General features: G+C 70.6%; 19 protein-coding genes. 13 read left to right on the top strand and 6 right to left on the bottom strand.

Annotation, left to right across the window (positions count from 1 at the left end; all coding sequences use genetic code 11):
* Positions 1-8: 8 nt before the first annotated feature.
* On the bottom strand, positions 9-1,592 hold the full coding sequence (locus ACO1BR_RS10695; protein WP_426794789.1) for an FAD-dependent monooxygenase: 1,584 nt from the start codon (positions 1,590-1,592) through the stop codon (positions 9-11).
* Positions 1,593-1,630: 38 nt separating this feature from the next.
* On the opposite strand from ACO1BR_RS10695, the gene ACO1BR_RS10690 reads away from it, so the two are divergent.
* Positions 1,631-2,311 (top strand): TetR/AcrR family transcriptional regulator C-terminal domain-containing protein, encoded by a 681-nt coding sequence (locus ACO1BR_RS10690; RefSeq protein ID WP_426794788.1) that lies wholly within the window; start codon positions 1,631-1,633, stop codon positions 2,309-2,311.
* A 25-nt stretch (positions 2,312-2,336) separates the two neighbouring features.
* On the opposite strand, the gene ACO1BR_RS10685 is transcribed toward ACO1BR_RS10690, so the two are convergent.
* Genes ACO1BR_RS10685 through ACO1BR_RS10675 form a run of 3 tightly spaced genes read right to left on the bottom strand, consistent with a single transcriptional unit; the run spans position 2,337 to position 5,853 of the window.
* Entirely contained in the window at positions 2,337-3,509 is a 1,173-nt protein-coding gene (locus tag ACO1BR_RS10685; RefSeq protein ID WP_426794787.1) for an acyltransferase family protein, read from the bottom strand.
* On the bottom strand, positions 3,506-4,873 hold the full coding sequence (locus tag ACO1BR_RS10680) for an alpha-2,8-polysialyltransferase family protein (RefSeq protein WP_426794786.1): 1,368 nt from the start codon (positions 4,871-4,873) through the stop codon (positions 3,506-3,508). Before ACO1BR_RS10680 ends, ACO1BR_RS10685 begins: the two co-directional genes overlap by 4 nt.
* Entirely contained in the window at positions 4,873-5,853 is a 981-nt protein-coding gene (locus ACO1BR_RS10675; protein WP_426794785.1) for a glycosyltransferase family 2 protein, read from the bottom strand. Before ACO1BR_RS10675 ends, ACO1BR_RS10680 begins: the two co-directional genes overlap by 1 nt.
* 224 nt (positions 5,854-6,077) lie before the next feature.
* Here ACO1BR_RS10675 and ACO1BR_RS10670 point away from each other — a divergent pair, with 224 nt between their 5' ends.
* The 11 genes from ACO1BR_RS10670 (at position 6,078) to ACO1BR_RS10620 (ending at position 19,578) form a co-directional block, all read left to right on the top strand.
* A complete protein-coding gene (locus ACO1BR_RS10670) occupies positions 6,078-7,406 on the top strand; it encodes a DUF6716 putative glycosyltransferase (protein WP_426794931.1) in 1,329 nt (442 codons plus the stop codon).
* 35 nt (positions 7,407-7,441) lie between these two features.
* Positions 7,442-8,662 carry a cytidylyltransferase domain-containing protein gene (locus tag ACO1BR_RS10665; RefSeq protein ID WP_426794784.1) on the top strand — a complete coding sequence of 407 codons (1,221 nt, stop codon included), beginning with the start codon at positions 7,442-7,444 and terminating at the stop codon, positions 8,660-8,662.
* Positions 8,663-8,747: 85 nt separating this feature from the next.
* Positions 8,748-9,689 carry an N-acetylneuraminate synthase family protein gene (locus tag ACO1BR_RS10660; RefSeq protein WP_426794783.1) on the top strand — a complete coding sequence of 314 codons (942 nt, stop codon included), beginning with the start codon at positions 8,748-8,750 and terminating at the stop codon, positions 9,687-9,689.
* Between the two features lie 168 nt (positions 9,690-9,857).
* Positions 9,858-10,952 carry a hypothetical protein gene (locus ACO1BR_RS10655; protein ID WP_426794782.1) on the top strand — a complete coding sequence of 365 codons (1,095 nt, stop codon included), beginning with the start codon at positions 9,858-9,860 and terminating at the stop codon, positions 10,950-10,952.
* A gap of 139 nt (positions 10,953-11,091) precedes the next feature.
* The gene (locus ACO1BR_RS10650; RefSeq protein WP_426794930.1) at positions 11,092-12,303 is read left to right on the top strand and encodes an amidohydrolase; all 1,212 of its coding nucleotides are present in this window, start codon (positions 11,092-11,094) and stop codon (positions 12,301-12,303) included.
* A 264-nt stretch (positions 12,304-12,567) separates the two neighbouring features.
* Positions 12,568-13,605 carry a BMP family lipoprotein gene (locus tag ACO1BR_RS10645; protein WP_159508384.1) on the top strand — a complete coding sequence of 346 codons (1,038 nt, stop codon included), beginning with the start codon at positions 12,568-12,570 and terminating at the stop codon, positions 13,603-13,605.
* Between the two features lie 180 nt (positions 13,606-13,785).
* Positions 13,786-15,414, top strand: a complete 1,629-nt coding sequence (locus ACO1BR_RS10640; protein WP_426794929.1) for an ABC transporter ATP-binding protein — start codon at positions 13,786-13,788, stop codon at positions 15,412-15,414.
* Positions 15,411-16,517: an ABC transporter permease gene (locus ACO1BR_RS10635; RefSeq protein ID WP_426794781.1), complete on the top strand. Its 1,107-nt coding sequence runs from the start codon at positions 15,411-15,413 to the stop codon at positions 16,515-16,517. Before ACO1BR_RS10640 ends, ACO1BR_RS10635 begins: the two co-directional genes overlap by 4 nt.
* On the top strand, positions 16,514-17,806 hold the full coding sequence (locus ACO1BR_RS10630) for an ABC transporter permease (RefSeq protein WP_426794780.1): 1,293 nt from the start codon (positions 16,514-16,516) through the stop codon (positions 17,804-17,806). Before ACO1BR_RS10635 ends, ACO1BR_RS10630 begins: the two co-directional genes overlap by 4 nt.
* A complete protein-coding gene (locus ACO1BR_RS10625) occupies positions 17,803-18,198 on the top strand; it encodes a cytidine deaminase (protein WP_426794779.1) in 396 nt (131 codons plus the stop codon). Before ACO1BR_RS10630 ends, ACO1BR_RS10625 begins: the two co-directional genes overlap by 4 nt.
* Before the next feature lie 102 nt (positions 18,199-18,300).
* Positions 18,301-19,578 (top strand): thymidine phosphorylase, encoded by a 1,278-nt coding sequence (locus ACO1BR_RS10620; RefSeq protein WP_426794778.1) that lies wholly within the window; start codon positions 18,301-18,303, stop codon positions 19,576-19,578.
* 89 nt (positions 19,579-19,667) lie between these two features.
* On the opposite strand, the gene ACO1BR_RS10615 is transcribed toward ACO1BR_RS10620, so the two are convergent.
* Complete coding sequence (locus ACO1BR_RS10615) at positions 19,668-20,021, bottom strand: hypothetical protein (RefSeq protein ID WP_426794777.1); 354 nt, start codon at positions 20,019-20,021, stop codon at positions 19,668-19,670.
* 100 nt (positions 20,022-20,121) lie between these two features.
* Complete coding sequence (locus ACO1BR_RS10610) at positions 20,122-21,108, bottom strand: radical SAM/SPASM domain-containing protein (RefSeq protein ID WP_426794776.1); 987 nt, start codon at positions 21,106-21,108, stop codon at positions 20,122-20,124.
* Between the two features lie 927 nt (positions 21,109-22,035).
* Between ACO1BR_RS10610 and ACO1BR_RS10605 the strand changes: the two genes are divergently transcribed.
* Entirely contained in the window at positions 22,036-23,295 is a 1,260-nt protein-coding gene (locus tag ACO1BR_RS10605; RefSeq protein WP_426794775.1) for a helix-turn-helix transcriptional regulator, read from the top strand.

The following is a 23,295-nucleotide window of genomic DNA, read 5'->3' as shown; positions in this document are numbered from 1 at the left end:
GTCGGTACTCAGACCGTCTGCGCGGCGCCGAAGTACGTGCCCAGGGCGTCCGCCACCGGTGCCGTCGCCCCGACCGCCGGGGCCGCCAGGGCGATGTAGCCGTCGGGGCGGACGAGGAACACGGCCGGCCCGGCGCCGTACGCGTCCCGTATGTGCCCGTCGGTGTCGAGCAGATCGGGGTCCGGGCCGCCCACCCGGACCGTGCGGAGCAGCGCCGGGTCGCCCGTCCCCGGAAGTGACGCGACGTCAAGATCCGTACTGCCCAGGGCGATCACGGTGAAGTGCGGGCCCCGGAAGGCGTCGAAGAGGTGGGCGGGGGTGCCGTCGGCGGTGCTGCAGGGGGCGTCGGGGGCCCGGTCGCCGGCGGTGCGGGCGTCCTTGGAAAGGCCGGTGCGCAGTTCGCGGGTGAGCGGGCTGTCGGGGTAGCCGATGTCGAGCTGGTGCAGGTCCCGGCCGCGGTTCAGGCTGCCGGAGCGGTGCAGCCGGGTGCTGGTCGCCAGGATGCGGGCCGCGATCGGGCGGCGCTCGGTCTGGTAGGTGTCGAGGAGGCTGTCGGGGGCGCCGTGCCGGAGCACCTGGCCGAGCTTCCAGCCGAGGTTGTAGGCGTCCTGGACGCTGGTGTTCATGCCCTGGCCGCCCGCGGGCGAGTGGATGTGCGCCGCGTCGCCGGCCAGGAAGACCCGGCCGTGGCGGTAGGCGTCCGCAATCCCTGCCCGGGGGCGGTAGACCGAGGACCACACCACCTCGCGGACCTGCTCGGGGGCGAGGTCGGTGTGGTGCGCGATCAGGGCGCGGACGGCCTCGGGGGAGGTGTCCGGGTCGTCGGTGGCCGCCGCCGCGAAGCACTGGAACAGGTCGGTGCCGACGAGCGGGAGCAGTGTGACGAAGCCGTGCGGCGGCAGCATCCAGCGGTGCCAGTGGTCCCGGTCCAGGCCGTCGATCCGCACGTCCGCGACGATCGCGACACCGGGCGGCAGGTCCGGGCCGCTCATCTGGACGCCGAGCTGCCTGCGGACGGTGCTGCGCCCGCCGTCGGCGGCCACCAGATAGGAGGCGCGGACGGTGCGGACGGCGCCGTCCGCACCGGTCAGCCGGGCGGTCACGCCGTCCGCGTCCTCGGTGAAGTCCCGCAGCTCGGTGCCGAGCAGCACGCTGCCGCCCAGCTCCACCAGCCGGGCGTGCAGCACCTGTTGGTTGCGCCACTGGGGGAGCATCAGGGCGTTGGAATACGGGGTCGAGGGGGTGGGGTCGACCAGCTCGATCATCTGGTGGGTGCGGGCGATCCGGCCGTCCTCCCACAGCGCCATGGGCGGGTACAGGCCCCCCGCGGCCTGGGCGGCGGCGAGCACGCCGAGGTCGTCGAAGACCTCCTGGGTGCGCGGCTGGACGCCGGTGCCGCGGGCCCCGCGGGAGAACTCGGGCTGCCGCTCGACGAGCAGCGCCCGCACCCCGCGGCGGGCGAGGTCGACGCCGAGGGCGAGGCCGGTCGGGCCCGCGCCGGCGATCAGTACGTCGACGGCCGCGGTCGCGGTGGCGTCGGCGGAGTCCCCCGGAATGGCCTCAACGATGTCTATAACGTTGTTAAGTTCCATGCTTTCCAGGCTGCATTTAACGGTGTTAAGTTGTCAACGTGGTTTCGCGAATCGACCGGGAGCAAGTGGCCGGCACGGCCCTGCGGTTGCTGAACGACGTCGGCCTCGACGGGCTGACCCTGCGCCGTATCGCCAAGGAGCTGAACGTCCAGGCCCCCGCGCTCTACTGGCACTTCAGGAACAAGCAGGAGCTGCTGGACGAGATGGCCACCGAGATGTTCCGCCGGATGACCGGGCCGCTGGTGGCGGAGCACCGGGCGGGGACCGGCGAGGTCTGGGGGACCTGGCAGGAGATGCTGGTGGCCACCTGCTCCACGCTGCGCGAGGCCCTGCTCGGCTACCGCGACGGGGCCAAGATGATCAGCGGTACGCGAATGACCGACGACAGCTTCGCCGCGCCGCTGGAACTCTTCATGAGCCACTTCACCGCGGCCGGCTTCGCGCTGCCCGAGGCGGCGCGCGCCTGGTGGACCGCGTACAACTTCACCATCGGCGTGGTGATAGAGGAGCAGTCGGTGTACCCCGATCCCGCGGCGCCGCAGCTGCGGGACCCCGCGTACGACGTCGCCGACCGCGAGGGGCGGCTGGCCGCGGACTACCCGCTCGCCGCGAAGGCCGGACGGCAGATGTTCGGCGACTTCGAGGAGGCGTTCCGCACCGGGCTGCGGATCATCATCGCCGGTATCGAGGCCAACCACAGCCCGGGGGCGGGGAGTTGAGGCGCGTCCGACGGATCCGGCGGCGCTACCGGCGGGGGTCGATCGCCCCCCGCAGCCGCGGCGTCAGCGGCCGTTCCACCCACCGGTGCATCACCCACGCCAGCACCAGCATCAGCCCGACGGTCAGCAGCAGGGTGGCGTAGGACGGCAGTCCGGCGCCGTGGTGCAGGGCGTGGATCACGACCCAGCCCAGATGCTCGTGGACGAGGTAGAAGGGGTAGGTCAGCGCCCCGGCGACGGTCAGCCAGCGCCAGTTCGCCCAGTGCAGCTTGCCCAGCGCGATGGCCGCGACCAGCGCGAAGCCCGCGGTGACGACGGCGACGATGCCGACGGCCGAGCGGTAGGAGAAGGCGTGCACGGACGCCGGGTGCCAGAGGCCGGCGACCGCGTAGTGCTGCCCGATCAGCCAGCTCACCAGCACGATCGTCCAGGCGACCGGGTCCCGAGGGCCGTAGCGGTGCAGCAGGTAGAGGCCGACCCCGCCGATGAAGAACGGGGCGTACTGCGGCATCAGTACGACGTTGAGGAACGGCTCGTGGGCCGACTGGGCCAGCGCCGCGGCGAGCGTCCAGCCCGCGCAGAAGAGGACCACCCGGCCGCGGGTGGCGCCGGGCAGGACCACGCACAGCGCGAAGAGCGCGTAGAACCGCATCTCGGCCCAGAGCGTCCAGCACACCCCGAGGACGCGGTGCACCCCCAGCGGGTACTGGAGCATGGTCAGGTTCGTCAGCACCTCGCTGGGCGAGAGCGCCTTGTAGACCACCCAGGGGAGCGCGAAGACCGCGGTGACCAGCAGGACCGCGACCCAGTACGCCGGGTAGAGGCGGGAGATCCGGGAGGCGACGAAGGAGCGCAGGGTCCGCCCCCAGCCGCTCAGGCAGATCACGAAGCCGCTGATCACGAAGAAGATCTGCACGCCCAGGCAGCCGTACGCGAACAGCCCCGAGACGTACGGGAACTGGTGGGCCGGCGAGCCGCCCCAGGCGCGGGATATGTCGCCGCTGCGGCCCCCGTAGTGGTACCCGGCGACCATCAGGGCGGCGATCAGCCGCAGTCCGTCCAGTGCGCGCAGCCGGGCGGCGCCGCCCTCTTTGCCGCGGTCGCGTGGCGCGGCGTCGGGCGCGGTGGCGGGTGCGGTGGCGGCGGTGGAGTGCGGCGCCGCGGGGCGGGTGCCGGTCGGCTGTGTGGTGGTGGTCATCCGAACGCGGCCCGCTTCTTCAGTCGGCGCTGTACGGCTCGTGCCCGGCGCGCCACCCGGCGGACGGTGGCGTTGCGCGGGATGAACGACAGCTGGGAGGGGAGCGCGCCGGGCAGCGCCAGCGCGGTGAGCCGGCGGCGCTTGAAGTAGCGCCGGGTGTACGGGTCGAGGTGGGCCGCGAGATAGCGCTCGGCGGCCGGGCGCAGCTGCGGGTAGATCTGGTGCTGCATCGCGTAGCCGACGGCGGTGACCAGGCCGGAGATGTTCTCCGGGGTGCCGGCGGGGCGCGGCGTCACGCCCCGGTCGTCGAGGTCGGGCACCAGCGCGTCCACGATCGTCACCGGCACCCGGTTGCTGTTCTGGTACGGCGTCAGCCGCTCCAGCAGCAGCCCGGTCCCGGTCCGCGCGACCGGCAGGCCGTAGAACGCGGAGGCGGTCAGCAGCGCGGTGGAGAAGCAGCCGACGACCAGCGCGGGCCGCATCCGCTGGTAGAGCACCTCGGCCAGGACCGGGCGGTCCAGCACCGTCAGGGAGATCTCCAGCCTCTCCGCCTCCCGCTCCAGCAGCCGCGACCAGCGGGCCGGCGCGGACGGATGCGGTTTGAAGACGATCTCGCGGTGGCCCCGCTCGACGGCACCGCGCACCATCCGCACATGCAGCTCCTCCTCCTCTTGGGGAGTGAGGATGGACAGCGCCGAGAGGTACTGGCCCAGGAGCAGCGCGGCGCCTTCCGGCAGGTCGTCGAGGTCGGTCGACTCGTCGGCGTCCTCGGCGAGTTCGGCCAGCACCTTGGTGAAGGCCCCGGTCGGTACGGTCTCCGGCTCGACGCCGAACTCGGTGAGCAGCAGCGGCTTCAGCCCCGGGACGAGGTCCAGGTGCAGCAGCCGGGTGATGCGGGTGCCGACGAGCGGATCGAGCTTGTTGCGGGTGGGGCCGTAGCTCATCAGGCCGTCCGCGTAGACGTCGACCGACGCCTCCGGGAAGAGCTGGGCCAGCGCGAGGGCCGGGTTGACCTGGATGGACTCCACGACCAGTTCGATCCGGTCGTCGCCCAGGTCCCACAGCATCCTCAAGTACCGCTCCCACAGCGGGACATCGTCCGCGCGCGGCGACCAGCCGCCGGGGTGGAACGGGCGGATCGTCTCGTTCCAGGACAGCACCCGGTCGAACCGGCCGCGCAGCCGCGCGAAGCCCGGCATGGTGTCCAGCGAGGCGGTGGTCTCCGGGGTCGTGGCGTTGTTGCTGAGCAGCAGCAGCCGGCGGTCGGCCGCGGGGAAGCGGTCCGCGTCCAGCGCGGCGGCCAGCGTCGCCGCGCCGTAGAGCGTCGACGCCAGGAAGATCTGGGTACAGGGCCGGTTCGGCATCAGGCGGCGACCTCCGCCGTGGGGGAGGGGCGCCGGCGCAGCCGACGCAGCCGGGACGCGCGCTGTACGTCCATCGAGTCCAGGGCTTCCTTCAGTACGTCCTGCGGCATGCGTTTCATGGCCGCCGCGCTCATCGCGCGCAATTTACGGGCCACCGGCGGCTCGAATCGTTCGATCGAGCCGAGGTGGTGGGAAATGATCGCGCAATAGGTGCGCACCGCTTTGGGCAGCAGCAGATGCGCATCGCGATCCTGTGCGGTTTCCTCGATCACCTGGTCGAATGCGCGGATGAAGTCCAATTGCCGTACGTCTCCGATCTGGGTCAGCGACGACGCCACACCGCGCCGGTAGAAAACCCCGAGCAGACCGGTCACCGCCATGGACCGCGCCTCGCGGTGCAGCCGCCAGATCCACGGGCGGTCCTCCGCGGTGCGCAGTCCGTCCCGGAAACGCAGCACTCCGTCGTCCAGCAGCCGCCGGTGGTACACACCGGCCCAGGCGTAGGCGTAGTCGACCGAGGTGGAGCGGTCCGCGGGCAGGATCGCCGCCCGCGGGTCCAGCACCACGCCGCGCCGGCCGTGCGGGACGCGGTGCACGGTGCGGGCCTTGGCGGTGCACTGGACATGGTCGGTGCGCACGAAGTCGCACCCCAACTCCTCGATCACGCCGAGGAGTTCGGGCAGGTATCCGGGAGCCAGCCAGTCGTCGCCGTCGAGGAAGGTGACGTACTCGCCGCGGGCCGCGTCCAGGCCCGTGTTGCGGGCGGTGGCCAGGCCGCCGTTCTTCTCGTGCCGCAGCACCCGGGCGCCCGGCAGGTCGCGCTCGGCGCGCGCGAGGATCTGCGGGGTCTCGTCGCGTGAACAATCGTCGACGAGCAGGAATTCGAAGTCCTCGCGCGAGTTCGCCGCCAGGCTTTTCAGGGTGTCGGGCGCGTATGTCTGCACGTTGTAGAACGGCACGATGACGGAGAGCTTAACCACCCGCGTGACGTTAGGTCCGGCGCCCGGCATTCGTCTTGACGCGCTGCGTACTTCGCGGTGAACGAAGAATGGCGGGATGGTTAACCGGGTCGATAATCGGGCGGGTTCGGAATCCGTCGGTGCGCTGTTTACCCTTTGTTGCTTCCCAGTTGGCCCGCGGAGCCCCGGGCCTTCCTAGCGTCTTCGACGTGCCATCACGTACCGATTCCCCGCCGCGGGTCGCGGTGCTCGCCGACTCGGACACCCGGTGGAAATGGGGCGCTTTGACAGCGTACCGCCTCCAACCGGGCAGCCGGCTCGACGGCTATCTGCTCCGCGGCCGTGCCACCCCCACGGTCCGCCAGCTCGACGAGGTCGGCGCCCGCGCGGACGCGCTGCGGGAAATCAGGGGAGTCGACTTCCTGGACACGATGGAGCGCGCCGCCCGCGGCACCGGACCGGACCGCTGCGACGTCGTGGTGCTGGCCTGCGTGGGCGGTGCGGTGCAGGCGATGCTGCACGGTCTCGCCCGCGCCTGGCGGGACGCCGAACGCCGCCCGGTCGTCGTCACCGGCTACGTCGGCGTGGTCTACGAGAAGCTCGCCGACGGCCTGCTGCTGCGGCACGGCGCGGACGTGGTGCTCGCCAACTCCCGCCACGACGCGGACCGGTTCCGCGAGGTCTACCACGGAGTGGGGGCTGCCACCGGCAGCGTCGTGGAGTGCGCACTGCCGTTCCTCGGCGGCGCGCCCTACGGCGGGGAACACACCCCGTACACCGTGGTGTTCGCCGCCCAGCCCTCCGTACCGGAGAGCCGCGCCGACCGAACGTACCTGCTGCGCAGGGCGGTTGAGCACGCCCGCCGGCACCCCGACCGCGAGGTCCTGGTCAAGCTGCGCAGCAGACCCGGCGAGCACACCACGCACATCGAGGAACTGCCCTACCAGAAGCTCGCCGCCAGAATCCCCGGCGGTCTGCCCGCCAACTGCCGCCTGGTGTACGGGAACATGGGCGAGGTCCTGGACCGCACCGACCTGATGGTCACGGTCAGCTCCACCGCCGCCCTGGAGTCGCTGCACCGCGGCATCCCCACCGCGGTCCTCACCGACCTCGGCATCCGCGAGGCGCTCGGCAACCACCACTTCCTCGGCTCCGGCTGCCTCGTCTCCTGGGACGAACTCGACGCCGGCCGCCGCCCGGAGCCGGACCCGGCGTGGCTGGCCCGCCAGGGAGTGGCCGCGTCCGACGCCCCCGGCGCCGCCCCGCACGACGCGTACGAGCACGCCTTCGAGGCCGCCCGCGACCGGGTCGGCGAGCTGCGCACCGCCGACCGGCTGCCGCCGATCACCCCGTACTACACACCCCGCACCGCCCCCGGCTACCTCCCCGGCATCCTCGCCCGCTACGGACTCGACCCGCACGGCGCGCCGCTCACCGGGTACACCGAGGCGCCCCAAGAGACCGGCGGACTACGGCGGTTCGCCCGCGACACGGTCCGCGAGGCCGCCCGCGGCGCCTACCGGCACGGGGTCCAGCGCGTCGCGCCCGCCATCCGCCGCTGGGGGCAGCTGTGAGCGTCCCCCGCTTCCGCCCGACGAAGGAGTTCGCAATGCACCCCACCGTGGTGGCCGTCATCCCCGCCCGCGGCGGCTCCAAGGGCGTACCGGCCAAGAACCTCGCCGCCGTCGGGGGAGTGCCCCTGGTGGCCCGCGCGGTCCGCGAGTGCCGGGCCGCCCGGCTGGTCACCGACGTGGTCGTCTCCACCGACGACGCCGGGATCGCGGCGGCGGCGCGCGGCGCCGGCGCCATCGTCATACGCCGCCCCGGCGAGATCGCCGGCGACACCGCCACCAGCGAGGCCGCGGTACGGCACGCCATGGACGCCTACGAGGACGAGCACGGCCGGCCGGTCGACGCGGTGCTGCTCGTCCAGTGCACCAGCCCGTTCCTGGTCCGCGAGGACATCGACGCGGTGGCCGCCGCGGTCGTCGAGGGCGGCGCGGACAGCGCACTGACCGTGGCCCCCTTCCACGGCTTCGTCTGGCGGGACGCCGATTCCGATGACCCCGCCGCCCCCGCCGCCTCCGCCACCCCGGAGGCCACCGGCGGCTTCGGCGTCAACCACGACAAGTCCTTCCGCCCGCGCCGCCAGGACCGCCCGCAGGACCTGTTGGAGACCGGCGCCGCCTACGCCATGGACGCGGCCGGCTTCCGCGCCGCCGGCCACCGCTTCTTCGGCCGTACGGAGCTGGTGCGCACCGACCCCGCCCGGGTGCTGGAGATCGACGATCCGCACGACCTGGCCCGCGCCCGCGCGCTCGCCCCGCTGCTGGACGCAGCGCGCCCCGGCGCGCTGCCGACGCGGGACGACATCGACGCCGTCGTCCTCGACTTCGACGGCACCCAGACCGACGACCGGGTGCTGATCGACGCCGACGGACGGGAGACCGTGGCCGTGCACCGCGGGGACGGCCTCGGGATCGCCGCGCTGCGCAGGGCGGAACTGCAGCTGCTGATCCTCTCCACCGAGCAGAACCCGGTGGTCGCCGCCCGTGCCCGCAAGCTCAAGGTGCCCGTCCTGCACGGCATCGACCGCAAGGACCTCGCCCTCAAGCAGTGGTGCGAGGAGGCCGGTGTGCAGCCCGAGCGGGTGCTCTACGTCGGCAACGACGTCAACGACCTGCCGTGCTTCGACCTCGTCGGCTGGCCGGTCGCGGTCGCCTCGGCGCACGACGCGGTGCGCGGCGCGGCCCGCGCGGTCACCGCGACGCCGGGCGGCAGCGGCGCCATCCGCGAGATCGCCGGCTGGCTCCTCGGCCCCTCCCTGTAACTCCGTTACGGCGCCCGCCCGCCACGACCGCCACCCCGTATCCCACCCCCGACACCACCCCCGTACCAGAGCAGAGGAACCTCCCATGAGCAGCAACTCCCGTCTCCGCGCCCTCGGTGACCGCCTGGCCGGCCCCGGCCGCCCCGTCTACGTCACCGGCGAGATCGGCATCAACCACAACGGCGACCTGGAGAAGGCGTTCGCGCTGATCGACGCCGCCGCCGACGCCGGCTGCGACGCGGTCAAGTTCCAGAAGCGGACCCCGGAGATCTGCACCCCGCGCGACCAGTGGGACATCGAACGCGACACCCCCTGGGGCCGGATGACCTACATCGACTACCGCCACCGCGTGGAGTTCGACGAGGACGGCTACCGCGCCATCGACGAGTACTGCAAGAAGCGCGGCATCGCCTGGTTCGCCTCCCCCTGGGACGTCGAGTCCGTGGCCTTCCTGGAGAAGTTCGACGTCCCCTGCTACAAGGTCGCCTCCGCCTCGCTCACCGACGACGAGCTGCTGCGCGCCATGCGCGCCACCGGCCGCACCGTCATCCTGTCGACCGGCATGTCGACCCCCCGGCAGATCCGGCACGCCGTCGAGGTCCTGGGCAGCGACAACATCCTGCTCTGCCACGCCACCAGCACCTACCCGGCCAAGGCCGAAGAGCTCAACCTCCGCATGATCCACACCCTCCAGGCCGAGTACCCCAACGTCCCGATCGGCTACAGCGGCCACGAGACCGGCCTGCAGACCACCCTCGCCGCGGTCGCCCTCGGCGCCACCTTCATCGAGCGGCACATCACCCTCGACCGCGCCATGTGGGGCTCCGACCAGGCCGCCTCCGTCGAGCCGCAGGGCCTGACCCGCCTGGTCCGCGACATCCGCACCATCGAGGAGTCCCTCGGCGACGGCGTCAAGAAGGTCTACGAGAGCGAGCTGGGGCCGATGAAGAAGCTGCGCCGGGTCGCCGGCGTGGTCGCCGAGGCGGAGGCCGACGAGGCCGCCGACCGCACCCCGGCGGCCGTCTGACGGACCGACAGGAGTTCCCACGTGAGCTCACCCGAAGGGACCCGCGCCGAGCCGCCCGCAGCCGGCGCGCCGGTCCCGCCCCAGGAGACGGCGGGGACTCCCGCCCGCCGTCTCCTCGGGGTACCCCGGCAGCGAAAGAGATCCGTGCCCTCGGGAGACGCGCCCCCCATGCCCGCTTCGGACACCGCAGGCGACACCGCCGGCGACACCGCCACCCTCGCCTTCGTCGAGAGCCCGGTGCAGCTGCTGAACGTCCTTGAATGGGCCCACGCCGACCGGGCCGGCGCGCTCACCGTCGTCGTGCTCGCCCCGCACGACCCGATGACCCGCGGCCAGCTGCGCCGGATGGCCGAACTCGCCCGCGACGAGGGCCACACCGTCCGCTGGGAGGAGGCCCGCGGCGGCCCGACCGCCCCGCTGCGCACCATCGGCGGCCTGACCCCGCAGCTGCGCCGTGCCCGCCGCATCGTCATCGGCGACCCGTTCTCCCGCTACGTCCAGCTTCTCCTCGGTCTCGCCCGGGCCCGCGATCTGGTGGTGGTCGACGACGGCACCGCCACCATGGAGTTCATCTCCCAACTCGCCCGCGGCGAACGGCTGGTGCGCTGGCACCGGTACGGCAGCGGACGCCGCCCGCGCGATCTGCTGTTCGCCCCGTTCGCCGCCACCGCCCGCCGCCGGCTCACCCCGGGGCCCGAGGACGCCCGGCGCCGCCGCACCGTCGCCCTCTTCAGTTCGATGCCCGTCGAGGTGCCAACGGGCGTACAGGTCCGGGCCAACGATTTCGCCTGGACGCGCGGGCGCTTCGGCCCGCCGCGCCCCACCCGCACCGCCGACATCGTCGGCACCTCGCTGGTGGAGACCGGCGTCGTCGACGCCGACCGCTACCTGGAGGCGGTCGCCGCCCTCGCCCGGACGCACGGCGCCACCCGCTACTTCGCCCACCGCCGCGAACGCCCCGGCAAACTCCGCCGGCTGGCCACCGAGACCGGCCTGGAGGTGGTGCGCCCCGACCTCCCCCTCGAACTCATCGCCCGCCGCGGCCCCATCGGCCGCCTGATCCTCAGCTTCCCGTCCACCGTCGTCCACACGCTGCCGCTGGCCCTCCAGGGCACCGGCGTCCAGGTCGCGGTCTGCGACATCGACCCGGCCTGGCTCACCGCCAACGCCTCGCCGCGCGCCCAGGGTTTCCTCGACGACGTCACCGGCACCGCCCGCGACGTGCGGCGACTGCCGCCCGCCCAAGGCGATGCGGCGCCGTAAAGCGCTACTTCATACCCGTCTCATAAACCGTCCATGCACCGAGCGGCCTAAATTTTCTTCCCCTAAGGGGCTGAACTTTTGTTGATCGAGGGACAGTTGCCCCGTTCGGCCCCGTACCCTTCAACGGGTGAACCAACTGATGTCCCGCGATGCCGACCACCCTCACGCCCCCGACCTCGCCGGCACCCTCCCCGAGGCACTGGTCCCCGAACTCACCGCGTTCCGCCGGGACTTGCACCGGCACCCGGAGCTCGGCAACCAGGAGTTCCGGACCACCGCGGCGATCAAGGACCGTCTGGAGCGGGCCGGGCTGCACCCCCGGATCCTCGCCACCGGCACCGGCCTCATCTGTGACATCGGTACGGACACCGGCGCCGGCGACCTGCTCGCCCTGCGCGCGGACATCGACGCCCTCCCCATCCCCGACACCAAGACCGTCGGCTACGCCTCGACGATCCCCGGCCGGGCGCACGCCTGCGGACACGACGTGCACACCACCGTCGTCCTCGGCGCGGGCTTGGTCCTCGCCGACCTGGCCCGGTCCGGCCGGCTGCCGCGCCCCGTGCGCCTGATCTTCCAGCCCGCCGAGGAAGTCCTCCCCGGCGGCGCCGCCGACGCCATCGAGTCCGACGTCCTGGAAGGCGTCGGCCGGATCCTCGCCGTCCACTGCGACCCGCGCGTCGACGCCGGCCGGATCGGGCTCCGTACGGGAGCGATCACCTCCGCCTGCGACCGCCTGGAGGTCGAACTCGACGGCCCCGGCGGCCACACCGCCCGCCCGCACCTGACGACGGACATGGTCACCGCCGCGTCCCGGGTGGCCCTCGACGTACCGGCTCTCATCGGCCGCCGGGTCGACGCCCGCGCCGGCCTCTCCGTCACCTGGGGCCGCCTGGAGTCCGGCCACGCCTGCAACGTCATCCCGCAGCACGCCGAACTCTCCGGCACCGTCCGCTGCCTGGACCTGGACACCTGGCGCCGGGCCCCCGACCTCGTGCACGCCGCGATCGACGAGGTCGCGACGCTGCACGGCGCCAAGTCCCAGATCAACTACGTCCGCGGCGTCCCCCCGGTCGTCAACGAGCCGGACAGCGCCCAGCTCCTGCACGACGCCATGGTCGCCCGCCGCGGCGCCGACGCCGTCGAGGACACCGAACAGTCCCTCGGGGGTGAGGACTTCTCCTGGTACCTGGAACACGTCCCCGGCGCCATGGCCCGCCTCGGCGTCCGCCCGCCCGGCGAGCTGAGCCGCCTCGACCTCCACCGCGGCGACTTCGACATCGACGAACGCGCCATCGCGGTCGGCGTCGAGCTCTTCACCGCGGCGGCCCTCCTGGACGGGGACCGGTAGGGCAGGCGCCAGGCCCCGGTCACCACCGGTCCTCGTCCGGTCGCACTGTGCGACGAGGGTGAAAAGTGCTGACGGTGATTGGATCGTGGCGTTCCGTGTATCCGGGTGGCCGACACCTGTCGGCCGCCCGCTCTTGTTTCCGTTCCGTGCCCTGAGAGACGAATCGATAACAGCCACGCATTGGAGGGTTTTGCGCCCGGTCTACGCGCGTTAATCTCCCGTCAGCCAGCGCCGAGGGAGGCGCTACGAGACAAAGGGGCCCTCGTGCACCGGGTATCCAAGATCGTTGCCGCGGGCATAGCCACCGCGGCCCTCACGCTCTCGCTCAGCGCTTGCGGCGCGTCGTCCACCGAGTCCGGTGGTCAGGACAAGGGCGTCGGGCTCGCCTTCGACGTCGGCGGTCGGGACGACCACTCGTTCAACGAGGCGGCGGCTCGTGGCGTGGACAAGGCCCAGAAGGACTTCGGCGAGAAGTCCAAGCTGATGACCGCCAAGAACGGCGAGACCGAGGCGGACCGTGAGCAGCGGCTGTCCTCGCTGGCCGAGGCGGGCTACAACCCCGTCATCGGAGTCGGCTTCAACTACGGCAACGCCGTCAACAAGGTCGCCAAGCAGTACCCGAAGACCACCTTCGGCATCGTGGACTCCCCCTCCCAGGCCCAGAACGTCTACGGCATGGTCTTCGCCGAGCAGGAGGGCTCCTACCTCGCCGGTGTCGCCGCCGCGCTCAAGAGCAAGACCCACCAGGTCGGCTTCATCGGCGGTGTGAACAACGCGCTGATCCAGAAGTTCCAGGCCGGCTTCGAGCAGGGCGTGCGGGACACCGACCCCAAGACGAAGGTCACCTCCGAGTACCTCTACGCCAACGACGACAAGGGCTTCAACGACCCGGCCGCCGCGAAGGGCAAGGCCACGGGCATGCTCGACGCCGGTATCGACGTCATCTACACCGCGGCCGGCCAGTCCGGCAACGGCTCGATCGAGACGGTCGCCGGCAAGAAGGGCACCTGGGCGATCGGCGTCGACTCCGACCAGTACCTGCAGCCGGGCCTGGCCCAGTACAAGAACTCGATCCTCACGTCGGTGATGAAGAACGTCGACGTGGCGGTGTACGACCTGATCAAGAGCGTGCACGACAAGAAGCCGCTGACCGGGAACAAGAGCTACACGCTCAAGGACGACGGCGTGAAGCTTTCCACCTCGGGCGGCTTCATCGACGACATCCAGGCCAAGATCGACGAGGCGAAGAAGAAGATCGCTTCGGGTCAGGTGAAGGTCAGCGAGACCCCCGCCAAGCAGTAAGGTCTCTCCAGCTCGGCGCGGCGGCCATCAGGCCGTCGCGCCGGGCTCGTCGCCGGAGTGACCCGGCAGCTCATTCGGCTTTTTTCGGCGCCAACACTACGCGCGTAGCGTGGAGTTGGCGCGATATCTTCACCTCCCCGCTCCTTCGTACCACTCCCTGTCCCCCGAGGAGAGTGCGCCATCAAAGCGTCCAGCAGCCCCCAGGCAGACAGCGCCCCCGCCGTGGCACCGGCGGTGGAACTCCGCGGGATCACCAAGCGGTTCCCGGGAGTCGTCGCCAACCACGACATCGACATCACCATCCACCGCGCCACCGTGCACGCGCTGGTCGGCGAGAACGGCGCGGGCAAGTCCACGCTGATGAAGATCCTCTACGGCATGCAGAAGCCGGACGAGGGCACCATCAGCATCGACGGCGAAAAGGTCAGCTTCCACAGCCCGGCCGACGCCATCGCCCGCAACATCGGCATGGTGCACCAGCACTTCATGCTCGCCGACAACCTCACCGTCCTGGAGAACATCGTTCTCGGCGGTGAGAAGCTGCACGGCATCGGCGCCAGGGCCCGCGCCGAGATCATCAAGATCTCCGACCGCTACGGCCTCGGGGTCCGTCCCGACGTCCTCGTCGAGGACCTCGGCGTCGCCGACCGCCAGCGCGTGGAGATCCTCAAGGTCCTCTACCGCGGTGCCCGTACCCTCATCCTCGACGAGCCGACCGCGGTCCTGGTCCCGCAGGAGGTCGACGCGCTCTTCGACAACCTGCGTGAGCTCAAGGCCGAGGGCCTGACCGTCATCTTCATCTCGCACAAGCTGGGCGAGGTGCTCTCGGTCGCCGACGACATCACGGTCATCCGGCGCGGCACCACCGTCGCCTCCGTCGTCCCCGGCGACACCACTCCCAAGCAGCTCGCCGAGCTGATGGTCGGCAGCGAACTGCCCTCGCCGCAGACCGGCGAGTCCACCGTCACGGACGTGGAGATGCTCAAGGTCGAAGGGCTGCGGCTGACCACCGCCGACGCGGAGGGGGTGGCGCGCACCGTCCTGGACGACGTGTCGCTGACCATCCACAAGGGCGAGGTCCTGGGCATCGCGGGTGTGGAGGGCAACGGCCAGGCCGAACTGGTCGAGGCCATCATGGGCATGCGCGACCCCGACGGCGGCACCATCACGCTGGACGGCGTCGACATCAGCCAGCTGCACACCCGCACCCGGCGCGAGGACGGCATCGGCTACATCCCCGAGGACCGCCACCGGCACGGCCTGCTGCTGGAGGCCCCCCTGTGGGAGAACCGCATCCTGGGCCACGTCACCGAGAAGCCCAACGCCAAGGGCAGGCTGCTCGACCTGAAGGCCGCCCGTGCCGACACCGAGCGAATAGTCGCCGAGTACGACGTCCGTACCCCCGGCATCGAGGTCACCGCGGCCTCGCTCTCCGGCGGCAACCAGCAGAAGCTGATCGTCGGCCGGGAGATGAGCCACCACCCCAAGCTGCTGATCGCCGCGCACCCCACCCGGGGCGTGGACGTCGGCGCCCAGGCGCAGATCTGGGACCAGATCCGCACCGCCCGCCACCAAGGTCTCGCCGTGCTGCTGATCTCGGCCGACCTGGACGAGCTGATCGGCCTGTCCGACGGCCTGCGGGTGATGTACCGCGGCCGGCTCGTCGCGGACGCGGACCCCGCCACCATCACCCCGGAGGAGCTGGGCTCGGCCATGACCGGTGCCGCCAGCGGCCATCTCGCCGAATCCGACGGCGGCACCGCCGCCGATCCGGAGTCGCGCCCGTCCCAGGAGGGAGAGTCCGAGTGAAGAAGCCCGACAAGAACAAGCTGATCCTGGGCATCGCCGCGCCGGTTCTGGCCATCGTCGCCGCACTGGCCATCACCTCGGTGATCATCCTGGCCACCGGCAAGGACCCGATCCACGCCTACCTGGTGATGGCCGACTTCGGCTCCAAGAGCGACAGCCAGGTCTGGATCATCAACAAGGCGGTCCCGTACTACCTGTCCGCGCTGGCCGTCGCCATCGGCTTCCGGATGAACCTCTTCAACATCGGCGTCGACGGCCAGTACCGCATCGCGGCGTTCTTCGCCGCGGTGGTCGGCGGTGCGCTGACGCTCCCCGGCTTCCTCCAGATCCCGCTGATCATCATCGTCGCGATGCTGGTCGGCTCGGTCTGGGCGGGCATCGCGGGTCTGCTGAAGACCACCCGCGGTGTCAGCGAGGTGATCACCACGATCATGCTGAACGCCATCGCGGCGGCCGTCATCGGCTACTTCCTCCAGGACGGCCGGCTCGCGGTCAAGGACGGCAACCTCTTCCACACGCCGAACCTCCCGGCCTCCAGCCACTTCTTCACCATCCCCACCACGCCCGCCCCCATCGACGGCTTCGTCGTCGTCGCCGTCGTCGTCGGCTGTGCGTACTGGTTCGTGCTCAACCGCACCCGCTTCGGCTTCGACCTCCGTACGGTCGGCCAGTCCGAGTCCGCGGCCGAGGCGAGCGGCGTCAGCGTCAAGCGGATGATCGTCACCTCCATGCTGCTGTCCGGCGCCGCGGCGGGCCTGATCGGCATGCCGACACTGCTCGGAACCTCGTACAACTACGGCACCGACTTCCCCATCGGCATCGGCTTCACCGGTATCGCCATCGCGCTGCTGGGCCGCAACCATCCGGTCGGGATGGCCGCCGCGGCGCTGCTGTGGGGCTTCCTCGAACGCACCGGCACCCAGCTCGAATTCGAGAACTACCAGCAGGAGATCGTCGGTGTGATGCAGGGCGTCATCGTGCTCTGTGTCGTCATCGCCTACGAACTCGTGCGGCGATACGGCCTCAGACTCCAGCAGCGGCAGGTCGGCGCGGAACTCGCCGCCCAGGCCCGTAAGACCGAGAAGGCGGAGGTGTCCGCATGAGCACGAACCTCACGGCTCCGGTCGACCAGAGCCCCACCCACCAGCACAAGCCCAAGGCTTCCCGGGGCAAGCTCAGTTACCCCCAGGTCCTGCTGATCATCGCGGGCGCCCTGGTCCTGCTGTCCCTGCTGCGGGTCGTCACCGGCGCCACCAACCTGACCGAATCCGGCCAGTACACCGCCGCGCTCAACGCCGCGGTGCCGATCGGCCTGGCCGGTCTCGGCGGCCTGTGGGCCGAGCGCTCCGGCGTCATCAACATCGGCCTCGAAGGCATGATGATGCTCGGCACCTTCTCCGCGGGCGCGGTCGGCTGGCAGCACGGCCCCTGGGCCGCGGCGCTGGCCGGCATCGTCGGTGGCGCGCTCGGCGGACTGCTGCACGCGGTCGTCACCGTCACCTTCGGCGTCGACCACATCATCTCCGGCGTCGCCATCAACATCATGGCGCTCGGCCTGACCCAGTTCCTCGCCAAGCTGATGTTCGGCGCGGAGGGCAGCGCGGCGGCGGCCGCCGGCGGCAACGACAAGCAGTCGCCACCGATGCCCGACATGCCGACGTTCACCGTCCCGGGCCTCTCCGGCTGGCTCCATTCCGTCGAGCACCACCACTGGTTCCTGGTCTCCGACGTCGCCGGCATCCTCGGTTCCCTGGTCACCAACGTCTCCTGGCTGACCCTGCTGACCGTCGGCCTCTTCGTGCTCAGCTTCTTCGTCCTGTGGCGTTCCGCCTTCGGCCTGCGGCTGCGCTCCTGCGGCGAGGGCCCGATCGCGGCCGAGTCGCTGGGCGTCAACGTCTACCGCTACAAGTACGCGGCGGTGACCGTCTCCGGCGCGCTGGCCGGCCTCGGCGGCGCGTTCCTCGCGATCTACGTGCACATCTACCAGGACGGGCAGACCGGTGGCCGCGGCTATATCGGCCTCGCCACCATGATCTTCGGCAACTGGCGGCCGGGCGGCGTCGCCATGGGCGCCGGCCTGTTCGGCTTCATGGACGCGCTCCAGCTGCGCGGCGGCGGCCCCACCGTCCACGCGCTGCTGCTCCTGCTCGCCGTTCTGTTGGTCGGCCTGGCGCTGTGGAAGCTGCGCGGCGGCCAGCGGATCCAGGCCGTGATCAGCCTGGTCGCCGCCGTGCTGCTCGGTGCCTGGTACGCCACCTCCGACACGGTCCCGCTGGAGATCGTCGGCGTCGCCCCCTACATCGCTACGCTGCTGGTGCTCTCGCTGGCCGCGCAGCGACTGCGGGTACCGAAGGCCATCGGCAAGATCTACAGACGAGGTCAGGGCAAGTGATCACACCTCCCGACTGGGAGTCACTGCGGACGCAGGCCCGGGACGCCATGTCCCGGGCCTACGCCCCGTATTCCGGCTATCCCGTCGGCGCCGCCGCCCTCGTGGACGACGGCCGCACGGTCACCGGCTGCAACGTCGAGAACGCCTCGTACGGCCTCGGGCTGTGCGCCGAGTGCGGGCTGATCTCCGCGCTGTTCGCCGGCGGCGGCGGACGCCTGGTTGCCTTCACCTGCGTCGACGGCGCCGGCGAGCTGCTGGTCCCGTGCGGGCGCTGCCGCCAGCTGCTCTACGAGCACGGCGGCCCGGAGCTGCTGGTCGACACCGCGCTCGGCATCCGCCCGCTGGCCGAACTGCTCCCCGACGCCTTCGGCCCCGGCCACCTGGTCCGCTAGCCACCCCTGGTCCCCCCCCCGGCGCCCGTTGCGCTCGCCCTTTCTGGCCGCCGCCGGCTCTATGCGTGTAGAACGGGAGCTACCCGTTCGAAAGGAAGCCCCATGGACGTCATCAGCGTCATCCGTACCAAGCGCGACCGCGGAGAGCTGACCCCCGATCAGATCGACTGGGTGATCGACGCCTACACCCGTGGCGAGGTCGCCCACGAGCAGATGTCGTCCCTGGCGATGGCCATCTTCCTCAACGGCATGAACCGTACGGAGATCGCCCGCTGGACCGCCGCCATGATCGCCTCGGGCGAGCGGATGGACTTCTCGTCCCTGCCCCGCCCCACCGCCGACAAGCACTCCACCGGCGGCGTCGGCGACAAGATCACCCTCCCGCTCGCCCCGCTCGTCGCCGCCTGCGGCGCCGCCGTCCCGCAGCTCTCCGGCCGTGGCCTCGGTCACACCGGCGGCACCCTCGACAAGCTGGAGTCCATCCCCGGCTGGCGCGCCCAGCTCTCCAACGACGAGATGCTGGCCGTCCTCCGCGACGTCGGCTCGGTCATCTGCGCCGCCGGCGACGGCCTGGCCCCCGCCGACAAGAAGCTCTACGCGCTCCGCGACGTCACCGGCACCGTGGAGTCGATCCCCCTCATCGCCTCCTCCATCATGTCCAAGAAGATCGCCGAGGGCACCGGCTCGCTCGTCCTGGACGTCAAGGTCGGCTCCGGCGCGTTCATGAAGAACATCGACGACGCCCGCGAACTCGCCTCCACCATGGTCGGGTTGGGCACCGACCACGGCGTGCGCACGGTCGCCCTGCTCACCGACATGGCCACCCCGCTCGGCCTGACCGCGGGCAACGCCCTCGAAGTCCGCGAGTCCGTCGAGGTGCTGGCCGGCGGCGGCCCGCAGGACGTCGTCGACCTCACCCTGGCGCTCGCCCGCGAGATGCTCACCGCGGCCGGCCTGCCGGACGCCGACCCCGCCAAGGCCCTGGCCGACGGCTCTGCCATGGACCACTGGCGGCGCATGATCATCGCCCAGGGCGGCGACCCGGATGCCGTGCTCCCCGTGGCCCGCGAACAGCATGTCGTCACCGCTGAGCGGACCGGTGTCCTCACCACCCTCGACGCGTACGCGGTCGGCCTCGCCGCCTGGCGCCTGGGCGCCGGCCGGGCCCGCAAGGAGGACCCGGTGCAGGCCGGCGCGGGCATCGAGCTGCACGCCAAGCCGGGAGACGCGGTGACGGCGGGCCAGCCGCTGCTCACCCTCCACACCGACACCCCGGAGAAGTTCGACTACGCCCTCGCGGCGCTGGAGGGCGGGGTGGAGATCGGGCCGTCGGACGCGGGCTTCACGGCCTCGCCGGTGGTGCTGGAGCGGATCGGCTGACGCCTGCCGGGGTGCCGTTGCCTTCCGTGCACGGCACCCCCGCCACCCCCCCCGCCTCCTGAGCGAGTGCCCTTCGAGGACTCTGCTTGCTACGTAGCCAGGGTTTCCGTGAGGCAAGCGCGGGCGGCCTCGACGAAGACTTCCCGAGCCTTCTTGAACGCCACCCAGTCTTGCGCGTCCTGGTCGGCTCGCCCAAGGATTCGGATCTGCTCGACGACGGCCTGCGCTTCTTTGTGTGGCCCGACCGGCTCGACGAGGATCCGGTTGAAGGCGTCCCGGGTGATCGCGTACGCGGCGTCTTGGGCCTCCCGTGTCGAGTCCGGGCTCGGATACTGGCCGTCGGCCTTCCGCCAGCACACCGACGACTCGGCGTCGGCAGCGCTCAGGAACGCGGCGTACGCGTCGCGGCGGGCCAAGTAGAGGTCGAGTGTGGTGGCGCTCATGGGCATCTCCGTAGGGCGGGGGCGAGAGCGCTGTCACGCTACTCGCACACATGGCCACGCTCACTCTCCGGCCCGAAGGTTCCCCCGTTTGCGAAGCCGGTCAGCAGTCCGTACCGGCGATGCGGGGATCGCCGTACCGTACCGAGCGGTGTGGGGACATGATCGGCTCCGCGAGTTCCTCCGAACTGTCCTCCGTCGGCCCGCAGGCAGCGTCCGGGGCGCAGGCAAGCTGCGGCGAGCACGTGTCGAACGACGGGTTGCAGTCGGGCAGGCAACTCGGGCTGTTGGCGGTCGGTACCTTGTCCGGGAACACCTGGGAGAGTTCTGCGCGGGCACCTTGCATGGCTGCGCCGTTGTAGATCGAGGCGAGGCTCTGTTCGTGGACGTTGCCGACGGTCATCCAGCGGGCGAAGACGCAGGGCCAGACGCTTCCGTCCGGACCGATGGCGAACTTGTTGCGTCCGCAGCGTCCACACAGCTTTGTGACGTCCGGACCGGCGCCGTCGGCTCCGCGTCCGAACGGCCTGACCTTGTCCGTCCTGACATCGCGTAACCCGATGTTGAGCAGGTCCCGGCGGGCCTCGGTCGCGCGTTGCCCTTGGAGGACGTTGATCACGCTGCCCCTCATGGGGATCCCCAGGGCCTTGGCTTTTTGGACGTTGGCACGAGTGCGGGCGTGAGAGCCTCGGTTCTCCGTTACGTCGTCGTGGTCCTGGCCTTCGTCCGAGTAGTAGCTGAAGGCCAGCCGGACGCCCGGAAGTTTCAGCGCTTCCCACACCTCGTCGGTGATGTGGGTGAGGTTGCTGAACACCTCGATGCGCATCTGAGCCTTCCGAGCGTGGCGGATGTACGAAGGAAGGCTGGGGTGGAGGGTGGGTTCCCCGCCGATGAACTGCACGTCTCGGACGTGTAGAGCGGCGAGTTCGTCGAGGACGCGGCACCAGTCGTCGTCCGTCATGGTGCCGTGGTTCCCCTCGGGTGAGGAGTCGGCATAACACTGGCGGCACTGGAGGTTGCAGAATCCCGTGATCTCCAACCATGCGAATTGCGGCCCCAGTGGCGCGAGGGAGCGTGGCAGTAAGAGCATGGACTCCTCCTTTGTGGGAGTGCTGGTGTCCCGCCCCGGTAGACCGTCCTCATCTCAGGAAAGCCGGGGCGGGTGGGCGCGGCGCTCGGGCAGCGGCTGGGAGATGGCAGGTCAGCTGACCACTCGCCGAGACTGTCGATGCAGTTCACGGACGGGCCCGCCGACGACCACTCATCCGGACCGCCGTCGTCATACTCTGGCCGCTGCGCGTCATCGACCCAGATGAGTTCGTGGACGGGTGATCACGTCGCCCCCGACGGTGCCCGCCATGCGGCCGTCGGACGCGATGCACGTCACTTGGGCGGTGCACACTGGTGGAACCTCAGGGCTGCCCTTCCCCCTGTCTGTGCGGATGGCTACGGATTTCCTGGCTGACCTCGAACAGCTTCTTGTTGTCTCCCGCTTTGAGGGCTCTGTCCCGCTCGTTGCTCAGGGCCGCGCAAACCCGGCATCCGGGCACCGGGCGGGCCTCGTACAGCCACCCGTCGACGGGCAGCTCAATCGGCCTCGCCGAGTAGCGTGTCGGTTCCGTCATCGAGGGCCTGCCCAAGACCTAGGTGGCTGACGACGCCGTTGGGCCACACCGGGGGCACCGGCACGGCGGCCAATTCCCGGTGGGAGGGACACGGACTGTCCGCTTCACCCGCCGCTCGGGCCGAAGCGTTGCCCGGTCGCGTTGATTGCCGGCCCGGTACACCGCGAGGGTCATGCCACTCATGGAGCCTCCTACGTTTGTGATCTGCTTTCCTTTCAGCCCCGTTGAGGATGCGCCGAGCCATGGGCCGTGGGAGGCCGGTCGGCGAGCACTCATAGCCAATCGCCACCGATCGCTGCGAGCCACGGCATCTGTGCGGCACTCTTGATGCAGCTCCGATGCATGGTGCGCCACGTGGGTAAGACCCTGGTCGAGCAGGGAAGGAGACGTGAGTGGGCCTCGCTGAACGTCGAAAAGCCATGGGCTACAGTCAGGAGCGCTTTGCCGCCGTAATCGGCGTCGACCGCACAACGGTTGGCCGCTGGGACCGCGGAGAGACGACGCCCGAGGCAGTTCACCGGCCCAAAATGGCCGACGCGTTACAACTTGGCCTCGCCGAACTCGACGCATTGCTGACTCCGCCACAAGCACACTTCTCGGAGTTGACCGCGTCGCCGCCTTGCGACCGACACGGCTCTGAGGAAATCGACATGATCCGACGCGAGTTTCTACGCCTTATGGTGGTGGCAGGATCCTTGATGGCGCTGACACCCGACGATGCCGATGCGATAGCGGAGATTGCCGACCGGGGCTCGGCTTCCGACTTTCGCTTGATGAACTGTCACCTGTGGCAGGTGTATCAACTGGCCCGTTCCAAAAGCTCCGTAACCGCTGTCGTTCAGGACCAACTCGGCGCGCTTAACGAAGCACTCAAGGAATCAGGTCGGGAGGGGAGCCTGTACGAAGCCGCGGGCGACCTGTTCCAGCTTTCTGGAGAACTCTCATTCGACGGCAACCGCTACACCGACGCTGCGGCGTCCTACACCCTTGCCGCAAACGCCAGCAGTCGCGCTCGGGCATTCGACCTATGGGCATGCGCACTTGTTCGTCACGCCTACGTCGATGTCTATGAGAGGCGTTACTCGGAGGCTGCCGAAACTCTGGAAGTCGCGCGGCGAGTAGCCAAGCGAGGCGACAGTGCGCTGTCGACCCGCCATTGGGTTGCCTCGGTACAGGCCGAGGTGCATGCCGGACTGCAAGACCTCGGCGCCTGCGAGAAGGCTCTTGATGAAGCGCAGCGTGTAGCCGACCTGACGACGCCGGTTCACTCCGGCGGGTGGCTTCGCTTCGATGGATCGCGACTCGCCGAGGAGCGAGGGGCGCGCTACGTGCAACTCGGGCGACTGGACCTCGCCGAAAAATCGCTCAAGCACGCCCTCGAATCGAATGCCCTGTCCAGAGGCCAGTCATTTCGGCGCCGCGGTGCGGTTCTCGTGGATCTAGCCACAGTTGGGGCGAAACGCCGTGATGCGGAGCAGGTCGCAACCTACGGTGGTGAAGCTCTTCGCTTGGCCAGGAAATCAGGCTCGGGGTATATCGCCCGTAGGCTTCAGGCGCTGCAGGGGGATCTGAAGGTGTGTGGGCGAGATCGTCGAGTAGTCGAACTGAACAGTGAAATCGGCGTCCTGCAAGAGGCGTTGAGAAAGGAGTAG

Source organism: Streptomyces sp. YGL11-2 (assembly GCF_050054615.1).
Classification (GTDB): domain Bacteria; phylum Actinomycetota; class Actinomycetes; order Streptomycetales; family Streptomycetaceae; genus Streptomyces.
This window is presented reverse-complemented; position numbering and strand designations above follow the sequence as displayed.